The 15,023-nt window shown below is 48.8% G+C and carries 13 protein-coding genes; 10 read left to right on the top strand and 3 right to left on the bottom strand.

Going from position 1 to position 15,023, the window contains the following annotated elements; translation table 11 throughout:
• The first annotated feature begins 25 nt into the window (after positions 1 to 25).
• From kduI to MHB82_RS25720, 6 genes are all read left to right on the top strand, one after another.
• Positions 26 to 865, top strand: coding sequence for a 5-dehydro-4-deoxy-D-glucuronate isomerase (kduI, locus tag MHB82_RS25745; protein ID WP_095361811.1), 840 nt, complete (start codon positions 26 to 28; stop codon positions 863 to 865).
• A 34-nt stretch (positions 866 to 899) separates the two neighbouring features.
• Positions 900 to 1,658 carry a DeoR/GlpR family DNA-binding transcription regulator gene (locus tag MHB82_RS25740; RefSeq protein ID WP_095361755.1) on the top strand — a complete coding sequence of 253 codons (759 nt, stop codon included), beginning with the start codon at positions 900 to 902 and terminating at the stop codon, positions 1,656 to 1,658.
• Positions 1,659 to 1,758: 100 nt separating this feature from the next.
• On the top strand, positions 1,759 to 2,511 hold the full coding sequence (kduD, locus tag MHB82_RS25735) for a 2-dehydro-3-deoxy-D-gluconate 5-dehydrogenase KduD (protein WP_095361756.1): 753 nt from the start codon (positions 1,759 to 1,761) through the stop codon (positions 2,509 to 2,511).
• Between the two features lie 35 nt (positions 2,512 to 2,546).
• Positions 2,547 to 3,392: a sugar phosphate isomerase/epimerase family protein gene (locus MHB82_RS25730; protein ID WP_341176170.1), complete on the top strand. Its 846-nt coding sequence runs from the start codon at positions 2,547 to 2,549 to the stop codon at positions 3,390 to 3,392.
• A gap of 235 nt (positions 3,393 to 3,627) precedes the next feature.
• A complete protein-coding gene (locus tag MHB82_RS25725) occupies positions 3,628 to 4,935 on the top strand; it encodes a homocysteine synthase (protein ID WP_110821709.1) in 1,308 nt (435 codons plus the stop codon).
• A 300-nt stretch (positions 4,936 to 5,235) separates the two neighbouring features.
• Positions 5,236 to 7,185, top strand: coding sequence for a heavy metal translocating P-type ATPase (locus MHB82_RS25720; RefSeq protein ID WP_341176169.1), 1,950 nt, complete (start codon positions 5,236 to 5,238; stop codon positions 7,183 to 7,185).
• A 184-nt stretch (positions 7,186 to 7,369) separates the two neighbouring features.
• Here MHB82_RS25720 and MHB82_RS25715 read toward each other — a convergent pair whose 3' ends face one another.
• On the bottom strand, positions 7,370 to 8,101 hold the full coding sequence (locus MHB82_RS25715) for a ZIP family metal transporter (protein WP_095292393.1): 732 nt from the start codon (positions 8,099 to 8,101) through the stop codon (positions 7,370 to 7,372).
• A 256-nt stretch (positions 8,102 to 8,357) separates the two neighbouring features.
• On the opposite strand from MHB82_RS25715, the gene trxB reads away from it, so the two are divergent.
• Both trxB and MHB82_RS25705 read left to right on the top strand, forming a co-directional pair.
• Entirely contained in the window at positions 8,358 to 9,299 is a 942-nt protein-coding gene (gene trxB, locus MHB82_RS25710) for a thioredoxin-disulfide reductase (protein ID WP_095361760.1), read from the top strand.
• Between the two features lie 66 nt (positions 9,300 to 9,365).
• Positions 9,366 to 9,596: a glutaredoxin family protein gene (locus MHB82_RS25705; protein ID WP_095361761.1), complete on the top strand. Its 231-nt coding sequence runs from the start codon at positions 9,366 to 9,368 to the stop codon at positions 9,594 to 9,596.
• A 236-nt stretch (positions 9,597 to 9,832) separates the two neighbouring features.
• On the opposite strand, the gene MHB82_RS25700 is transcribed toward MHB82_RS25705, so the two are convergent.
• Together MHB82_RS25700 and MHB82_RS25695 are read right to left on the bottom strand one after the other, a co-directional pair.
• Entirely contained in the window at positions 9,833 to 10,030 is a 198-nt protein-coding gene (locus tag MHB82_RS25700; RefSeq protein ID WP_053779005.1) for a hypothetical protein, read from the bottom strand.
• Positions 10,031 to 10,175: 145 nt separating this feature from the next.
• On the bottom strand, positions 10,176 to 11,342 hold the full coding sequence (locus MHB82_RS25695) for an ROK family transcriptional regulator (RefSeq protein ID WP_341176168.1): 1,167 nt from the start codon (positions 11,340 to 11,342) through the stop codon (positions 10,176 to 10,178).
• 199 nt (positions 11,343 to 11,541) lie between these two features.
• On the opposite strand from MHB82_RS25695, the gene xylA reads away from it, so the two are divergent.
• Both xylA and xylB read left to right on the top strand, forming a co-directional pair.
• The gene (gene xylA / locus MHB82_RS25690; RefSeq protein WP_095292400.1) at positions 11,542 to 12,858 is read left to right on the top strand and encodes a xylose isomerase; all 1,317 of its coding nucleotides are present in this window, start codon (positions 11,542 to 11,544) and stop codon (positions 12,856 to 12,858) included.
• A 502-nt stretch (positions 12,859 to 13,360) separates the two neighbouring features.
• The gene (gene xylB, locus MHB82_RS25685; protein WP_341176167.1) at positions 13,361 to 14,854 is read left to right on the top strand and encodes a xylulokinase; all 1,494 of its coding nucleotides are present in this window, start codon (positions 13,361 to 13,363) and stop codon (positions 14,852 to 14,854) included.
• Positions 14,855 to 15,023: the final 169 nt, after the last annotated feature.

Genomic DNA, 15,023 nt, shown 5'->3' with positions numbered 1-15,023 from the left:
AATTGACGAAGGGAATGGATTAATGATGGAAAATCGTTATGCTGCACACCCCAATGAAGTGAAAAATTATGATACGTCTCGCCTGCGTGAAGAATTTCTAATGGAGCAATTGTTCGCAACAGACGAGCTGGTTACTGTATATTCTCATGTGGACCGTTATATTGTAGGAACTGCGGTACCTCAGAGCAAGGACATTGCGCTTGAAGTGAACCTGAAGGACATTGGAACGGACTTTTTTCTGGAGCGTCGTGAAATCGGTATCATCAATGTCGGAGGACATGGAACGGTCACTGCAGATGGACAGGGTTACGAGATTGGTGCCAAAGAATGCCTTTATATCGGAAAAGGTGTAAAAGAAGTCGTATTTAAAAGTAATGGCAATGAGCAGCCGGCTCAGTTCTACTTTGTATCCACACCGGCACATCACGCTTATCCTACGCAAAAGGCTACCCAGGAACAAGCTCAGCCGAATCATCTGGGCAGCATTGAAAGTTCGAATGAACGGACCATCTATCGCTACATCCATCAGGGAGAGGGCGGCATTCAGAGCTGTCAGCTGGTGATGGGCATTACGGAGCTTGACAAGGGTAACATGTGGAACACGATGCCTGCACATACCCATAACCGCCGCTCCGAAGTATATTTGTATTGGAATCTGCCCGAAGACGGAGTAGTGTTTCACATGATGGGCGAGCCGAACGAGACACGGCATCTGGTTGTGCGTGACCGTCAGGCGATTATCTCTCCAAGCTGGTCCATTCACAGCGGCGTTGGCACAAGCAGTTATACCTTCTGTTGGGCCATGGCTGGTGAGAACCAAACGTTTGAGGATATGGACGGCGTGGCAATGAAAGATCTGAAATAAACGAGTAAATTCCAAGAAACAGGAAGTTGATTGTATGAATCCATTGAAAAGACATGAGAAAATTATGGAGGCTCTGCTGGAGCGCCAGGAAGTTACCGTTAATGATCTGAGCGAACTGCTGCAGGTGACAGGCAAGACGGTTCGGGAGGATCTCGACAAGCTGGAAGCGATGGGACTGCTTGTACGTGTCCACGGAGGAGCCATGCTGGCTCAGAATGACCAGTATGGTATCCTCACGAGCCGAGGAGCCACTGAGAAGCATCATTCGGAGAAGACGGAAATCGCCGAGCGTGCGCTCGCTTACATACGTCCCCATGAAATCATTGCGCTGGACGGAGGGAGCACCACACTTGAGATGGCGAAGCGGATGGACAATCAGCCGCTCACTGTCGTAACCAATGATCTCTTCATTATTGCCGAGCTGACCAAGAAGGAGCAGGTCCGGCTGGTCGTGCCTGGTGGGGCGAGAGTCCGTAATATGCTGGTGGGAGACGACACGGCGGCTTTCATCTCCAGTCTTAATATCCACAAAGCATTTATCTCTACCACTGCACTACATCCGGAGTTCGGACTCTCCATCTATACAGGTGATCTGGTTCCACTAAAAAAAGCGATGATCTCTGCCTCTCAGCAGGTCTTCGGCGTGGTGGACCACTATAAATTCGGGCAATTTGCGCTGCGGACCTTCGCACATTGTTCGGAGCTGGACTGTATTATCAGTGACAGTCATCTGGGTGAAGAGACTGCTGCACTGTATAACCAAATCGGTGTCAAAGTCGATTATCAAAGCTAAACGCACAGAAGCATTTAATTTCTGAATCGCTAAGCATATCCAAAAAGTTGATTGGCATCACTTATAGGTTTGCATCTCATAACATGCGGAGGAATCATTCATGAATCCATTTGATCTAAGCGGACAAGTTGCGCTTGTAACCGGTACTTCCGGTGGTTTGGGGCAGGGAATGGCGATTGGTCTGGCGGAAGCCGGAGCAGATGTGGTACTCGTTTCCTATTCAAAACCATCCGAGACGGCAGGTGCGATTGAAGCGCTCGGGCGCAAAGCATATATCATTGAAGCCGATTTAAGTCGTGAAGATGAATTGCCGGCAGTATTTGAGAAGGCATTAGCTTTCCAGGGTAAAATTGATATTCTCGTTAACAATGCGGGGATCATTCGACGTACACCTGCGGCTGACCACGGACAGCAGGACTGGCACGATGTGATCGGGCTTAACCTGAACACGGTATTTTTCTTGAGCCAACTGGCGGGCAGACACATGATTGAACGTGGTAGCGGCAAAATCATCAATATCGCCTCCATGTTGTCCTACCAGGGAGGTATTAACGTCCCGGGTTATACAGCCAGTAAGCATGGGGTTGCGGGCTTGACCAAAGCGCTTGCCAATGAGTGGGCAGGCAAAGGCATACAAATTAACGGGATCGCACCAGGTTACATGGAGACGGATAATACCACGCAGATTCGTGCGGATGAAAACCGGTATCGGGATATTACAGCTCGTATTCCGGCAGGACGATGGGGAACTCCGGAAGATCTGAAAGGGCCGGTCGTGTTTCTTGCATCGTCTGCTTCAGATTATTTGAATGGTCATGTACTGAATGTAGATGGCGGCTGGATGGCTCGTTAATCTGCTCTGCTATCAATGGTGAAGGAGGCAGTGACATGAAACTTGGTATTCTGGCACATACGTTTGGCCAGCAGCCTACAGCCCAGCTGGCACAGACGATCGCAGATCATGGATTCAATTCGGTTCAGCTGGCACTTGCAAAAGCCCTATCGGATGTTGACTCGTCTAACGGCAAACTCAGTCCGGGACTGGCGAATGAAATTGGGGACCAGTTTGCAAGCCGCGGAGTCAAGATCGCTGTTCTGGGCTGCTATATTAATCCGATTGATCCGAATGCTGAACGCAGAAGGGCAGACATCGAGCGTTTCAAGGAACATCTGCGGTATGCCCGTGATTTTGGCTGCAGCATGGTTGCAACAGAAACGGGAGGATTGGACACCTACCAAGCCACCCATCCAGATGGGTATGAAGAAAAAGCCTGGAGCGTGCTGCGGGAAACGCTGGAGGAAATCACGGAGGAAGCGGAAAAGTGGGGCGTACATGCGGCCATTGAGCCTGTGTCTACCCACACACTTCATACACGTGAACATATGACTCGTTTGTTTGAAGAGATCCCTTCCTCCAATCTAGGCATGTTGTTTGATCCGTGCAATCTGATCAAACAGCCGCATGTTGCCGGCCAGGGTGCTTTCCTGCGTGATGTAATGGAGACGCTATACCAGCGAATCATTGTCATTCATGCGAAGGATGTGGCCTTCAATGCACAGGGCGAGAAGATTAATCCAGTACCCGGTGCAGGCATATTGGATTATCCGCTGTTTTTCGAACTGTTAAAAACGTATAAGCCACATATCGATATCTCACTGGAGGGTGTAACTGCAGAAGAGGCGGTTCCTGCAGCCAAGCATTTGCGTGAAGTATGGAATGGTGTGAGAGTGTAGAGATGGGCTGAAGATAAGCTCATTCTGCGATATTGAAATAGCCAGGAAACCTTTGCCCTCGCAAAGGTTTTTTGGTATAACCTTGCCAACAATACATATAAAATATTTCTTATCGGATAAATCGGAAATAACTCTTTTCAAACACGACATCTTGTGAGAGAATATGGAAAACATACGCCACCATGTGAGGACACCAGGATCTTGAAACGTATAATCCAAGGGAGGATTCAGATTTATGTCAAACGAACGTGAGCTTTCATTTGAAACATTGGCAATTCATGCAGGTCAGGAGATTGATCCAACGACTCATGCACGTGCTGTGCCTTTGTATCAGACCACATCTTATGGTTTCAAGGACACGGAACATGCTGCCAATCTGTTTGGTCTGAAAGAGTTTGGCAACATCTATACCCGTCTAATGAACCCGACAACCGATGTGTTCGAGCAGCGGATTGCGGCATTGGAGGGAGGAGCCGGGGCGCTGGCTACAGCTTCCGGGCAGGCAGCCATTACGTTTTCTCTCTTGAATATCGCAGGTGCAGGGGATGAAATTGTATCCTCGGCGAGCTTGTATGGTGGTACGTATAATTTGTTCTCAACCACATTGCCGAAGCTGGGTATTGATGTGAAGTTCGTTGATTCCAGTGATCCCGAGAATTTCAGGGCAGCCATTACAGAGAAAACGAAAGCCTTATATGCGGAAACGATCGGTAATCCTCAAGGAAACGTGCTGGACATTGAAGCTGTTGCGGCGATTGCCCATGAGCATGGTATTCCTCTGATCGTGGATAACACGTTCCCCAGCCCATATTTGCTTCGTCCGATTGAACATGGAGCGGATATAGTGGTTCACTCGGCGACGAAGTTTATTGGCGGTCATGGTACATCCATTGGTGGCGTGATTGTCGATAGCGGAAAATTCGACTGGAAAGCGAGCGGCAAATTCCCGGGTCTGACAGAGCCGGATGCCAGTTACCATGGTGTGGTATACACCGAAGCCGTTGGACCGATTGCCTACATTATCAAAGCACGGGTGCAGCTGCTGCGCGACCTGGGCGCAACCATCTCGCCATTTAATTCATGGCTGCTTCTGCAAGGACTGGAAACATTGCATCTGCGTGTGGAGCGCCATAGCACCAATGCGCTGGCTGTTGCAGAATATCTGGAGAAGCACGAGGACGTGCTGTGGGTGAGCTACGCGGGTCTGCCAAGTCATGCCTCCTATGAACTCGCACAAAAATATCTGCCAAGAGGGCAGGGAGCAATCCTGACATTTGGTATTAAAGGCGGTGTAGATGCAGGGCGCAAGCTGATCGAAAGTGTGAAGCTGTTCTCACACCTTGCGAACGTGGGTGATTCCAAGTCACTGATCATTCACCCGGCAAGCACAACCCATCAGCAGCTGACAGAAGATGAGCAGACCGCAGCAGGCGTTAACCCTGAACTTATCCGTCTGTCGATCGGTACGGAGAATATACAGGATATCCTGTATGACCTGGAACAGGCCATCAAGGCGAGTCAGGGAGCAAGTGTTGGAGCGTAACCAAAGGGATCATATGAAAGCCGCCTTCCTTTAGGACGGGCGGCTTTTTTTGCGTTTCAGCAGCCTATAATCAGGAAACTGCCCATTTACAAACGTCAAATCGAGGCCTATAATATACTTAAAGTTGTATTGGGTAAACATAATTGCATAAGTACAAAAATGATTATCATTCTCATTCGAAAACCATGCTGCTGCGGGATTCCCGCAGCAGCATGTGTCATTTTTAGGGCATTAACAATGGCTCTCATTCTCAATACGACGCTACTTAAATCAACGAAACAAGAAAGGATCGTGATTCACATGCAAGCGATACATCAACCTATACCCACCCAGGCACAAGCAGAACAGAACTCCGCCCAGTCACCTAACCCGAACCGTGGACGTAAACCTAATTTTCGCACCATGCTCCGGAATAAGGAGATGCAGGCGGCTCTCGGCAGCGGGTTATTAATGCTTGTTGCATGGGGAACTTCACCCTATTTCAATGCGATATCTATCATGCTGTACATCGTCTCTTATGCAATCGGAGGATGGACCAAGGCCAAGGAGGGCATGGAGACACTGGTCAAGGACCGCGATCTGGATGTGAATCTGCTCATGATTGCTGCATCATTGGGTGCAGCAGCTATTGGATATTGGAATGAAGGCGCGATGCTGATCTTCATTTTTGCGTTAAGTGGTGCGCTGGAAAGTTATGCGACGGAACGGAGTCATAAGGATATTTCATCACTGATGGCACTTAAGCCGGAGACAGCACTGCGCATCGAGAATGGACAGATGAACCTTGTCGCCATTGATGAGCTGAAGCCTAGTGACCTGCTGCTGGTTAAACCTGGGGAATTAATCCCGGCAGACGGTACCGTTTATCGCGGGAGTTCATTCATTAATCAGGCTTCCATTACGGGTGAATCCCTGCCGGTGGATAAAGCTGAGGGTGACGAGGTTTATGCAGGAACGGTAAATGGCGAAGGTGCTTTGTATGTAGAGGTAACGAAGTCAGCTGCAGGTTCGCTGTTTGGCAAAATCATTAAGCTGGTCGAAGAGGCGCAAGCCGAAGTACCGGATTCACAGCGTTTCATTGAGCGATTCGAAGGCATTTACGCACGAGTGGTTGTGGGTGCAACTCTGATGGTTATCGCCGGAGCTCCACTGCTGCTGGGCTGGACTTGGAATGAGGCGTTTTATAAAGCGATGGTTTTTCTCGTTGTAGCTTCACCTTGTGCACTGGTCTCCTCCATCATGCCAGTCATGCTGTCTGCGATGTCCAGCAGTGCACGTCGCGGTATTCTGTTCAAGGGAGGGGCCCATGTGGAGAATATGGCTCAGACCCGGGTCGTGGCTTTTGATAAAACAGGAACATTGACCATGGGTACTCCCCAAGTTACAGATATAATAACAACCGAGGGCATAAGTCGCGCCGAACTGCTGTCTGCAGTAGCTGCAATTGAGAACTTGTCCATGCACCCGCTGGCTCGTGCCATTGTAGATCAGGCAGTGCGTGAAGGTATATTGACTCAAGAAGCTGAACGGGTACAAACACTGACAGGTTGGGGCATTGAAGGGTACGTACACGGTGTTCTTTGGAAGATTGGGAAAACGAATGAAATGCACTTGGATACCCATCCACACTGGCACGACGAACGTGCCCGACTTGAGCGTGAAGGCAAAACGGTATCCATCGTGATGGCGGATAACCATTTTGCTGGCCTGATCGCCATGCGGGATACCGTTCGTCCACAAGCTGCAGCAGCAGTGAAGAAGCTGGAGGAGATGGGCGTGAAGGTGGCCATGCTGACAGGTGACCGGGATAAATCTGCAGCTGTGATTGCACGGGAAACAGGAGTAGGTCTCGTCTATGCCGATTTGCTTCCCGAAGATAAAGTGAAACAGGTACAGGCATTGCGTCAAGAGTATGGACAGGTGCTCATGGTTGGTGATGGTGTGAATGACGCTCCTGCACTTGCAGCGGCTACTGTGGGTATGGGCATGGGAATGTCGGGGAGCGGGACAGCGCTCGAGGTGGCTGATGTGGTGCTCATGAATGATAATATCGAGGAAATTGCCTGGGTGATTGAGCAGGCGCGAAGAGCACAACGGACCGTGAAGCAGAATATGTTTTTTGCCATTACGGTTATTCTGGCACTGATTGCGGGGAATTTTCTGCAAGGGGTGGCATTGCCACTGGGGGTTGTTGGGCATGAAGGCAGCACGATCCTGGTTATACTCAATGGTTTAAGACTGCTGCGTTAATATCCGAAAATTGACCTGTAGGAAACCGTTCTATGCATCCTGATGGGATGTATTCAGCCAGTCTTACAAAGTTTCCCATCAATTTCATGTAATCTTCATTTGTGACCAAAAAAAAAACCTGCAGGGCAGAATGATCTGTCCTCAGGTTCTTTGGGATGTACGTTTATCTACGGAAAAGTCTTGCTTAGAATAGCTCAGTCAAACCAATCATCGTAATGAGTCCCAGCAAAAATGAAACGGTAGCTACACGTGCGTTGCCATCTCCGTGACTTTCGGGAATCAGCTCTTTGTATACAATGAACATCATCGCACCTGCGGCGAACGCAAGCCCGTAAGGAACAAGTCCTGCGACGAGACTGCTAAGTGTGTAGCCGATCATGGCGGTAATAATTTCGACGGCTCCTGTCAAGGTTGCAATCCCAAGCGCCTTGAAGCGGCCGATGTTCTGATTCACGAGAAACAGAGCAACCAGGAATCCTTCGGGAGCATTTTGCAAACCGATCGAAAAGGCAATGAGGTTGCCCAGACTGGCATCGGTACTGGCGTAACTGACACCTACGGATAAGCCTTCAGGCAGGTTATGCATGGTGATGGCCGCAATAATCATGAAGGCTTTGGCTTCAATTTTAAATGGCACCTTCTCTGGATTCTCCAGATCCACATGGGGGATCTTCATTTCGAGTACCAGCAAAACCATGCTGCCGAGCATAATCCCAAGAGCAAGCACGAACAGGTTCGACTGCCCCAGCGCTTCGGGAATGAGATTGTACACCGAGGCCGAGGTCATGATGCCTGCTGCGTAAGCAAGCAAGATATCACGCAAACGGTGTGTTACTTTCCGCATAAATAGAATAGGTACGGCCCCAAGGCCGGTAGACATGGCTGAGATAAAGCTGCCAATGAGTGCATCGTTCATGCTTCCATTTTCCCTCCTGATGAAGACTTCTTCATAATCGCTGCCGAGCATTGACACCGTACTTAAAAGAGATCATAATGAACAACAGATTAGAATGATTATAAATTAGAATTCCATTTCTGCATAGGGCAATTGTCAAATTGGGCAGGTCTTGTGGACATGATTTAGGCTTATATCGATCTAGTGTATGCAAGGGCATTTGCTTTTGATGCTAGTGAGCCCAACCTTTTTGCAGAACTCGGGGGAGGAACTATACATGTATAAATCCATTATTATCGGAACAGGCCCAGCAGGGCTGACAGCAGCAATCTATCTGGCTCGTGCCAACCTTAACCCACTGGTTATCGAAGGACCACAACCTGGTGGCCAACTGACAACAACGACGGAAGTGGAGAACTTCCCAGGTTTCCCTGATGGCATTATGGGTCCTGAACTGATGGACAACATGCGTAAACAAGCAGAACGTTTTGGCGCTGAATTCCGCACAGGCTGGGTAAACAACGTCGATATGAGTGAGCGTCCGTTCAAAATTCAGGTTGAGGGCATGGGTGAACTGGTATCGGAAACCTTAATCCTGTCTACTGGTGCATCTGCTAAATACCTTGGTATTCCTGGAGAAGAAACAAACGTGGGCCGCGGTGTCAGCACTTGCGCAACATGTGACGGATTCTTCTTCCGCAATAAAGAAATCATCGTTATCGGCGGAGGCGACTCTGCATTGGAAGAAGCAAGCTTCCTGTCCCGTTTCGGTTCCAAAGTAACTTTGGTACACCGTCGTGAGGAGCTGCGCGGTTCCAAAATCATGCAAGACCGTGCACGCAGCAACGAAAAAGTGGAAATGGCTCTGAACCGTACACCGATCGAAGTCATTGCTGGTGATCATGGGGTAACTGGACTGAAAGTGTTGAACAACGCAACGGGCGAAGAAGAAATTCTTCCGGCAAGCGGCGTATTTGTAGCGATCGGTCACACACCAAACACTGGTTTCCTTGGTGGACAGATTACAACAGATGAACATGGGTATATTATGACCACACCAGGTACTTCTGAAACGAACATTCCAGGCGTATTCGCTTGTGGAGACGTTCAAGATACACGCTACAAACAAGCGATTACAGCGGCAGGCAGCGGATGTATGGCTGCAATGGATGCAGAGAAATTCATCGAAAGCCTGGAGCATAGCGCAGTAGCACTGTAAGGTATCTCTTTTAAATGGGTAAATTAACGTTATAACTATATATAAACTATATGAGGTGAATGAATAATGGAAAACGTAATTGTATACACATCGACCAACTGCCCGAACTGCAAATCGGTGAAGACGTTCCTGGCTGAAAAAGGAATTTCTTATGAAGAGCGTAATATTGAGACAAGTGACGAGTTTGCACAACAAGTATGGGATATGGGCGTTCGTGCAGTGCCTCTGACTGTTATTGGTGAACACCGCATCCTGGGTATGAACAAAACACAATTCGCAAAAGCACTGGACGCTTAATTGTCCCCCGCCCGGGACGAAAACAAGCTGAACCTGAGCTATTCCGGTTCGCGCGAGCCGTTTGAATATATAGAGAAAGAAGCCTTGGTCCTGTTCTGGACGAAGGCTTCTTTTGTTGGAATTACGTTATTATTTGAAATCAAAAATCCCCTTGCGCCAGTGATTAGGAGCACATGGTAACATGAACTCAAGATTCACTGCGAAGGGGATTTCGTCATTTAAACCAGGTATTTCATCTAAAAAAAGATGCTCATAAACGTCTGAAAAACAACATACACCAATACGCCTGACAGCATATACATGAACCCAGCCTTCTTTTTGCTCTGAAACAATCGAAGTATGCCGAGGCTGAACAGCGGCGCAAGCACAATCAAGAACAGGAGTACGGTGACAAACATTTGCGCCGAGATATCTGAAGTATCCACGTAGGTCACGGGTTTTCACTCCGTTTCGTTATAGGAATTAACACAGCGGCAATCATCTCGCCATGACAAAAATCACATATCCTCATTATAACTCTGGATTTCTTTAACAAAAAGGGAGGAAATGGGGCGAAATGATGTCAATTTTCAACGGTTATTAGACCGATACTCTTATTTTACCTAGAAACTGGGAAATCGCTGAGTAAGCGGCACCAATACGGGTAGATCGGCTGCCCAGCGCTGCCCATTCGATTTGCAAACTGCGACGATGATAGGGCAGTGTACGTTCTTCGACGACTTGCTTGAGAGCTGTTTCAATCCATGGACCTGCTTCGGAGAGTGGCCCGCCAATGATGATGCGTTCGGGATTGAAGCTGTTAACGATATTCGTGATGCCCACGCCCAGTTTGCGGCCGATGTTCTCGTATAAGTTCAATACTGCCTCATGACCTTGCTGGGCATGTTCTACGAGCTCGCGGGTGGTGTGAGCTGGCAAATGAAGCTGGTGGTCAGGGTGCTCATAGGCTTTTTCGGAAGCATAGAGCTCCCAGCAGCCATGATTGCCGCAAGAGCAGGGTCTGCCTTCAGCTTCAATTGACATGTGACCTGTCTCACCGGCGTAGCCCCAGGCACCTTTGTACAATTCACCGTCTACCATAATTCCCGATCCGATACCCATCCCTGCACTGATGTAGATGAGATGACGTACCCCAATGCCGCTGCCAAAATTCAATTCCCCATGAGCCCCTGCATTGGCCTCATTGTCAATCGTTACAGGAAGCTCAAACATCTCCTCCAGCATGGAGCGAAGCTCGACCTTCTCCCAACCCAGGTTGGGTGCAAACAGCACTGTGCCAGCCTCATCTACCATCCCAGGTACCCCGATGCCAATACCAATTACACCATGTGGGGAGGGAGGAGCAGACTGAATCAGATGTTCCGCTGCACGTTTCAACTGTTCCAATACGGAAGGCACATCATGCTGTTGCAGCTTGATGGCATACTCCGTTATGATATGGCCCTCCAGATCGGTAAGCACACCCTTCAGGTGTGTTACGCTCAGCTCCAGACCAACTGCATATCCAGCCGTACCTCGAAACAGCAGCATGAGCGGCTTGCGGCCACCGCTGGACTCACCTGGACCAATTTCCTGGACAAGCTCATCGCTGATGAGATCGGCAACAAGGTTGGACACGGTTGCTTTGTTAAGTCCCGTAACTTCGGATACTCTTGCGCGGGAAAGAGGGGCATGACGGCGAATGGTATCAAGGACGATGGACTTGTTTATTTTTTTGACCAGCATCTGGTCTCCGGTAATTTTCATAACAATCAGGCACTCCTATTCTGTATATAAAAGGGTTCAATCATTCATCCCGTGCTCAAGCTATTCGACTATTATAGCGTAAACAAACCCGGAAAAAACAATTTTATTTTACTTTGTTTAACCAATAGACAAAGTATAACCGATGTGATAGGATAACGGTGTAAACGATTTCTTTAAAACTATTGAGGAGGCATTTTACATGGCCTATTTTGAATCCGTTAATAAAATCGCATTTGAAGGCAAAGACTCCACCAATCCTTTTTCATTCAAACATTATAATCCGGAAGAAGTTGTTGCCGGCAAAACGATGGAAGAGCACTTCCGTTTCGGCATGGCTTACTGGCATACATTAACTGCAGGCGGCAGTGACCCGTTCGGTGCAGAGACAGCTGTTCGTTCTTGGGATAAATACTCGGGTCTGGACCTCGCGAAAGTGCGCGTGGAAGCGGCTTTTGAATTTTTGGAAAAAATGAATCTCCCGTTCTTCTGTTTCCACGATGTGGACATCGCACCAGAAGGCAACAGCCTGCGTGAGTTCTACAGCAACATCGACACGATCGTTGACCTGATTGAAGACCACATGAAATCCAGCGGCAAAAAACTGCTCTGGAACACGGCGAACATGTTCTCCAACCCGCGCTTCATGTTTGGTGCAGCTTCCACATGCAATGCTGACGTGTACGCACATGCAGCAGCACAAATCAAGAAAGGTTTGGAAGTGGGTAAACGTCTGGGCGCTGAAAACTATGTATTCTGGGGCGGCCGTGAAGGTTACGACACATTGCTGAACACAGACATGCAGCTGGAGCAGGACAACATTGCCCGCATGTTCCACATGGCTGTAGACTACGCGAAGGAAATTGGCTTTGACGCACAATTCCTGATCGAGCCTAAACCAAAAGAGCCAACGAAACACCAATATGACTATGATGCAGCGACTTCCATTGCATTCCTGCAAAAATACGGTTTGGACAAACACTTCAAACTGAACCTGGAAGCAAACCATGCAACTCTGGCTGGTCACACATTCGATCACGAAATCCGTGTTGCCCGTACAAACGGCATGCTCGGTTCCCTCGATGCCAACCAAGGCGATATGCTGATCGGTTGGGATACGGATGAGTTCCCAGTGGATATGTACGATGCAACATTGACGATGTACGAAGTATTGAAAAACGGCGGTATCGGCCGTGGCGGCGTGAACTTCGACGCCAAGGTACGCCGTGGATCCTTCGAAGCAGACGATTTGTTCCTGGCTCACATCGCAGGTATGGATACGTACGCTAAAGGTCTGAAAGTAGCTGCGAAACTGATCGAAGATCGCGTATTCGATGACTTCATCGAAAAACGTTACAGCAGCTTCAAAGAAGGTATCGGTGCTGAGGTTGTTGCAGGCAAAGCGACTCTGGCTTCCCTTGCAGAATACGCACTGAACAACGAAAGCCCACGCAAAAACCAATCCGGTCGTCAAGAATTGCTGAGAGCAAAACTCAACCAATACATCTTGGCTGACTAATAACTGGAATCAACTTGTATAAGCTTGGCTAGGGACACAGTCCATATATGCACGAGCTTGTATCATGGACGTTGAACAGGCATGACATTCGGACCGTCCCCGACTTTCCCCTGGGAAGGCGGGGGCGGTTTTTTGCTACCAAACAAAGCGATCTTTAAAGGTTTTCTAATCACCACTTGGTTACATGTTCAATTGATGACGTTTCATTTATAACCAATGACTAATCAAAGTCACTGGATCAATCTTTCCGTTATAAGAACGAGTACGTTTTACTCGTTTCATAACCATGTGTGTCCATGATATTGAATGCAGAACGAAGTGAGCAGAAAGGACCCGAGGAAGCGGAGCGTTCGCATTTATCCCTGGATTTCTCCCTTTTCAAAGGGAATAAAGGAAATCCGGGGATAACGGCGATCCGAGGGTTTTCTGATCACGGAGGGACTTTCATGTCTACATGGATTTTTCGTGGATATAACCTGTGATAAACGAGAGGAGTTAACTCATGAGTTACGTAATTGGTGTCGATCTGGGAACCAGCGCAGTCAAAACGGTGCTGGTTAACCGCGAAGGAAAAGTGGCATTTGAAGCATCCGAAGCTTACCCGCTGCACCAGCCCAAGGCTGGCTACAGTGAGCAGAATCCGGAAGATTGGGTAGAACAGACCATTGTCTCCCTGCGCAAATTGCTGGAAGTATCCGGCGTACAGCCTTCCGAAATCGAGGGGCTTAGCTTCTCAGGGCAAATGCATGGACTCGTTCTGGTAGATGCAGAGGGGAAACCACTGCGCAATGCCATTCTGTGGAATGATACACGTACGACGGCTCAGTGCCGCCGCATTGAGAAAGTATTGGACAATAAATTATTAAGCATCGCCCGGAACCGTGCGCTGGAAGGCTTCACGCTGCCGAAAATCCTGTGGGTACAGGAAAACGAACCGGAGCTGCTGCAGCAAGCATCCTTGTTCCTGCTGCCGAAGGACTATGTTCGTTATCGCCTGACTGGCGATTATGCCATGGATTATTCGGATGCAGCAGGTACATTGCTGCTGGACGTTGCTGGCAAACAGTGGAGCAAGGAGATTGCGGAAGCTTTTGAACTGCCGATCTCACTGTGTCCCCGTCTCGTGGAATCGTTTGAAGAAGTGGGCACATTGCTTCCAGAGATCGCAGATCAAACGGGTCTTGCTGCTGCAACCAAAGTATTTGCAGGCGGAGCCGACAATGCATGCGGGGCAATCGGCGCAGGCATTCTGAGTGAAGGACAGACGATGTGCAGCATCGGTACGTCTGGAGTGGTGCTTTCTTACGAAGAACGCAAAGATCTCGATTTTGAAGGTAAAGTACACTTTTTCAACCATGGGGAGAAGGATGCCTTCTATATTATGGGGGTAACGCTTGCCGCTGGATACAGCCTGTCCTGGTTTAAGGATACGTTTGCAGCGGACAAATCATTTGAAGTGCTCTTGCAGGGGATTGATCAGGTTCCGGCGGGAAGCAACGGCTTGTTATTCACTCCTTATATTGTTGGAGAGCGAACGCCTCATCCAGATGCGAACATTCGCGGCAGCTTTATCGGCATGGATGCTGGACATAAGCTGGAGCACTTTGGGCGTGCAGTCATGGAAGGAATTACGTTCTCCCTGCGGGAATCGATCGATATTCTGCGTGGTGCAGGCAAAACGGTTAATGAGGTCATCTCCATCGGAGGTGGTGCCAAAAATGAAGCCTGGCTGCAAATGCAGGCGGATATCTTTGATGCTACGATTGTTAAACTTGAGAGTGAGCAGGGCCCAGCAATGGGCGCGGCAATGCTTGCAGCATATGGCAGCGGCTGGTTCCCTTCCCTGCAGGATTGTGCGGCAGCGTTCATTCGTCCTGCCAAATCCTATGTACCAAACCCGGAAACGGTAGCCGTGTATAATGGACTCTTTGCACTGTATCAGGAAGTATATGGTCAGACACGCAGCCTGAATGATCGTCTGGCCGAGTACCGTTAATTCATAATGTGAATCATCCAATATATGTAACAAAGGTTAACCGAGGCACTCGCGGAAGCGAGTGCTTTTTTTGTTGTACAACGACAGCAACTAAGAGCACCGGATCACAGTAACGGGTGAGCAGCGAGAGGGGAGTTCCCAGACATAACCCCATCCCGGATATGCATAG

It is taken from the genome of Paenibacillus sp. FSL K6-2862, assembly GCF_038005125.1.
GTDB lineage: Bacteria > Bacillota > Bacilli > Paenibacillales > Paenibacillaceae > Paenibacillus > Paenibacillus illinoisensis_A.
The sequence above is the reverse complement of the archived record's forward strand: the minus strand, read 5'-3'. Positions and strand labels throughout refer to the sequence as shown.

Bases quoted from the DNA above. Each gene is read 5' to 3' on its own strand.
- kduI (WP_095361811.1), top strand. From the start codon at position 26: ATGGAAAATCGTTATGCTGCACACCCCAATGAAGTGAAAAATTATGAT.
- MHB82_RS25740 (WP_095361755.1), top strand. From the start codon at position 900: ATGAATCCATTGAAAAGACATGAGAAAATTATGGAGGCTCTGCTGGAG.
- kduD (WP_095361756.1), top strand. From the start codon at position 1,759: ATGAATCCATTTGATCTAAGCGGACAAGTTGCGCTTGTAACCGGTACT.
- MHB82_RS25730 (WP_341176170.1), top strand. From the start codon at position 2,547: ATGAAACTTGGTATTCTGGCACATACGTTTGGCCAGCAGCCTACAGCC.
- MHB82_RS25725 (WP_110821709.1), top strand. From the start codon at position 3,628: ATGTCAAACGAACGTGAGCTTTCATTTGAAACATTGGCAATTCATGCA.
- MHB82_RS25720 (WP_341176169.1), top strand. From the start codon at position 5,236: ATGCAAGCGATACATCAACCTATACCCACCCAGGCACAAGCAGAACAG.
- MHB82_RS25715 (WP_095292393.1), bottom strand. From the start codon at position 8,101: ATGAACGATGCACTCATTGGCAGCTTTATCTCAGCCATGTCTACCGGC.
- trxB (WP_095361760.1), top strand. From the start codon at position 8,358: ATGTATAAATCCATTATTATCGGAACAGGCCCAGCAGGGCTGACAGCA.
- MHB82_RS25705 (WP_095361761.1), top strand. From the start codon at position 9,366: ATGGAAAACGTAATTGTATACACATCGACCAACTGCCCGAACTGCAAA.
- MHB82_RS25695 (WP_341176168.1), bottom strand. From the start codon at position 11,342: ATGAAAATTACCGGAGACCAGATGCTGGTCAAAAAAATAAACAAGTCC.
- xylA (WP_095292400.1), top strand. From the start codon at position 11,542: ATGGCCTATTTTGAATCCGTTAATAAAATCGCATTTGAAGGCAAAGAC.
- xylB (WP_341176167.1), top strand. From the start codon at position 13,361: ATGAGTTACGTAATTGGTGTCGATCTGGGAACCAGCGCAGTCAAAACG.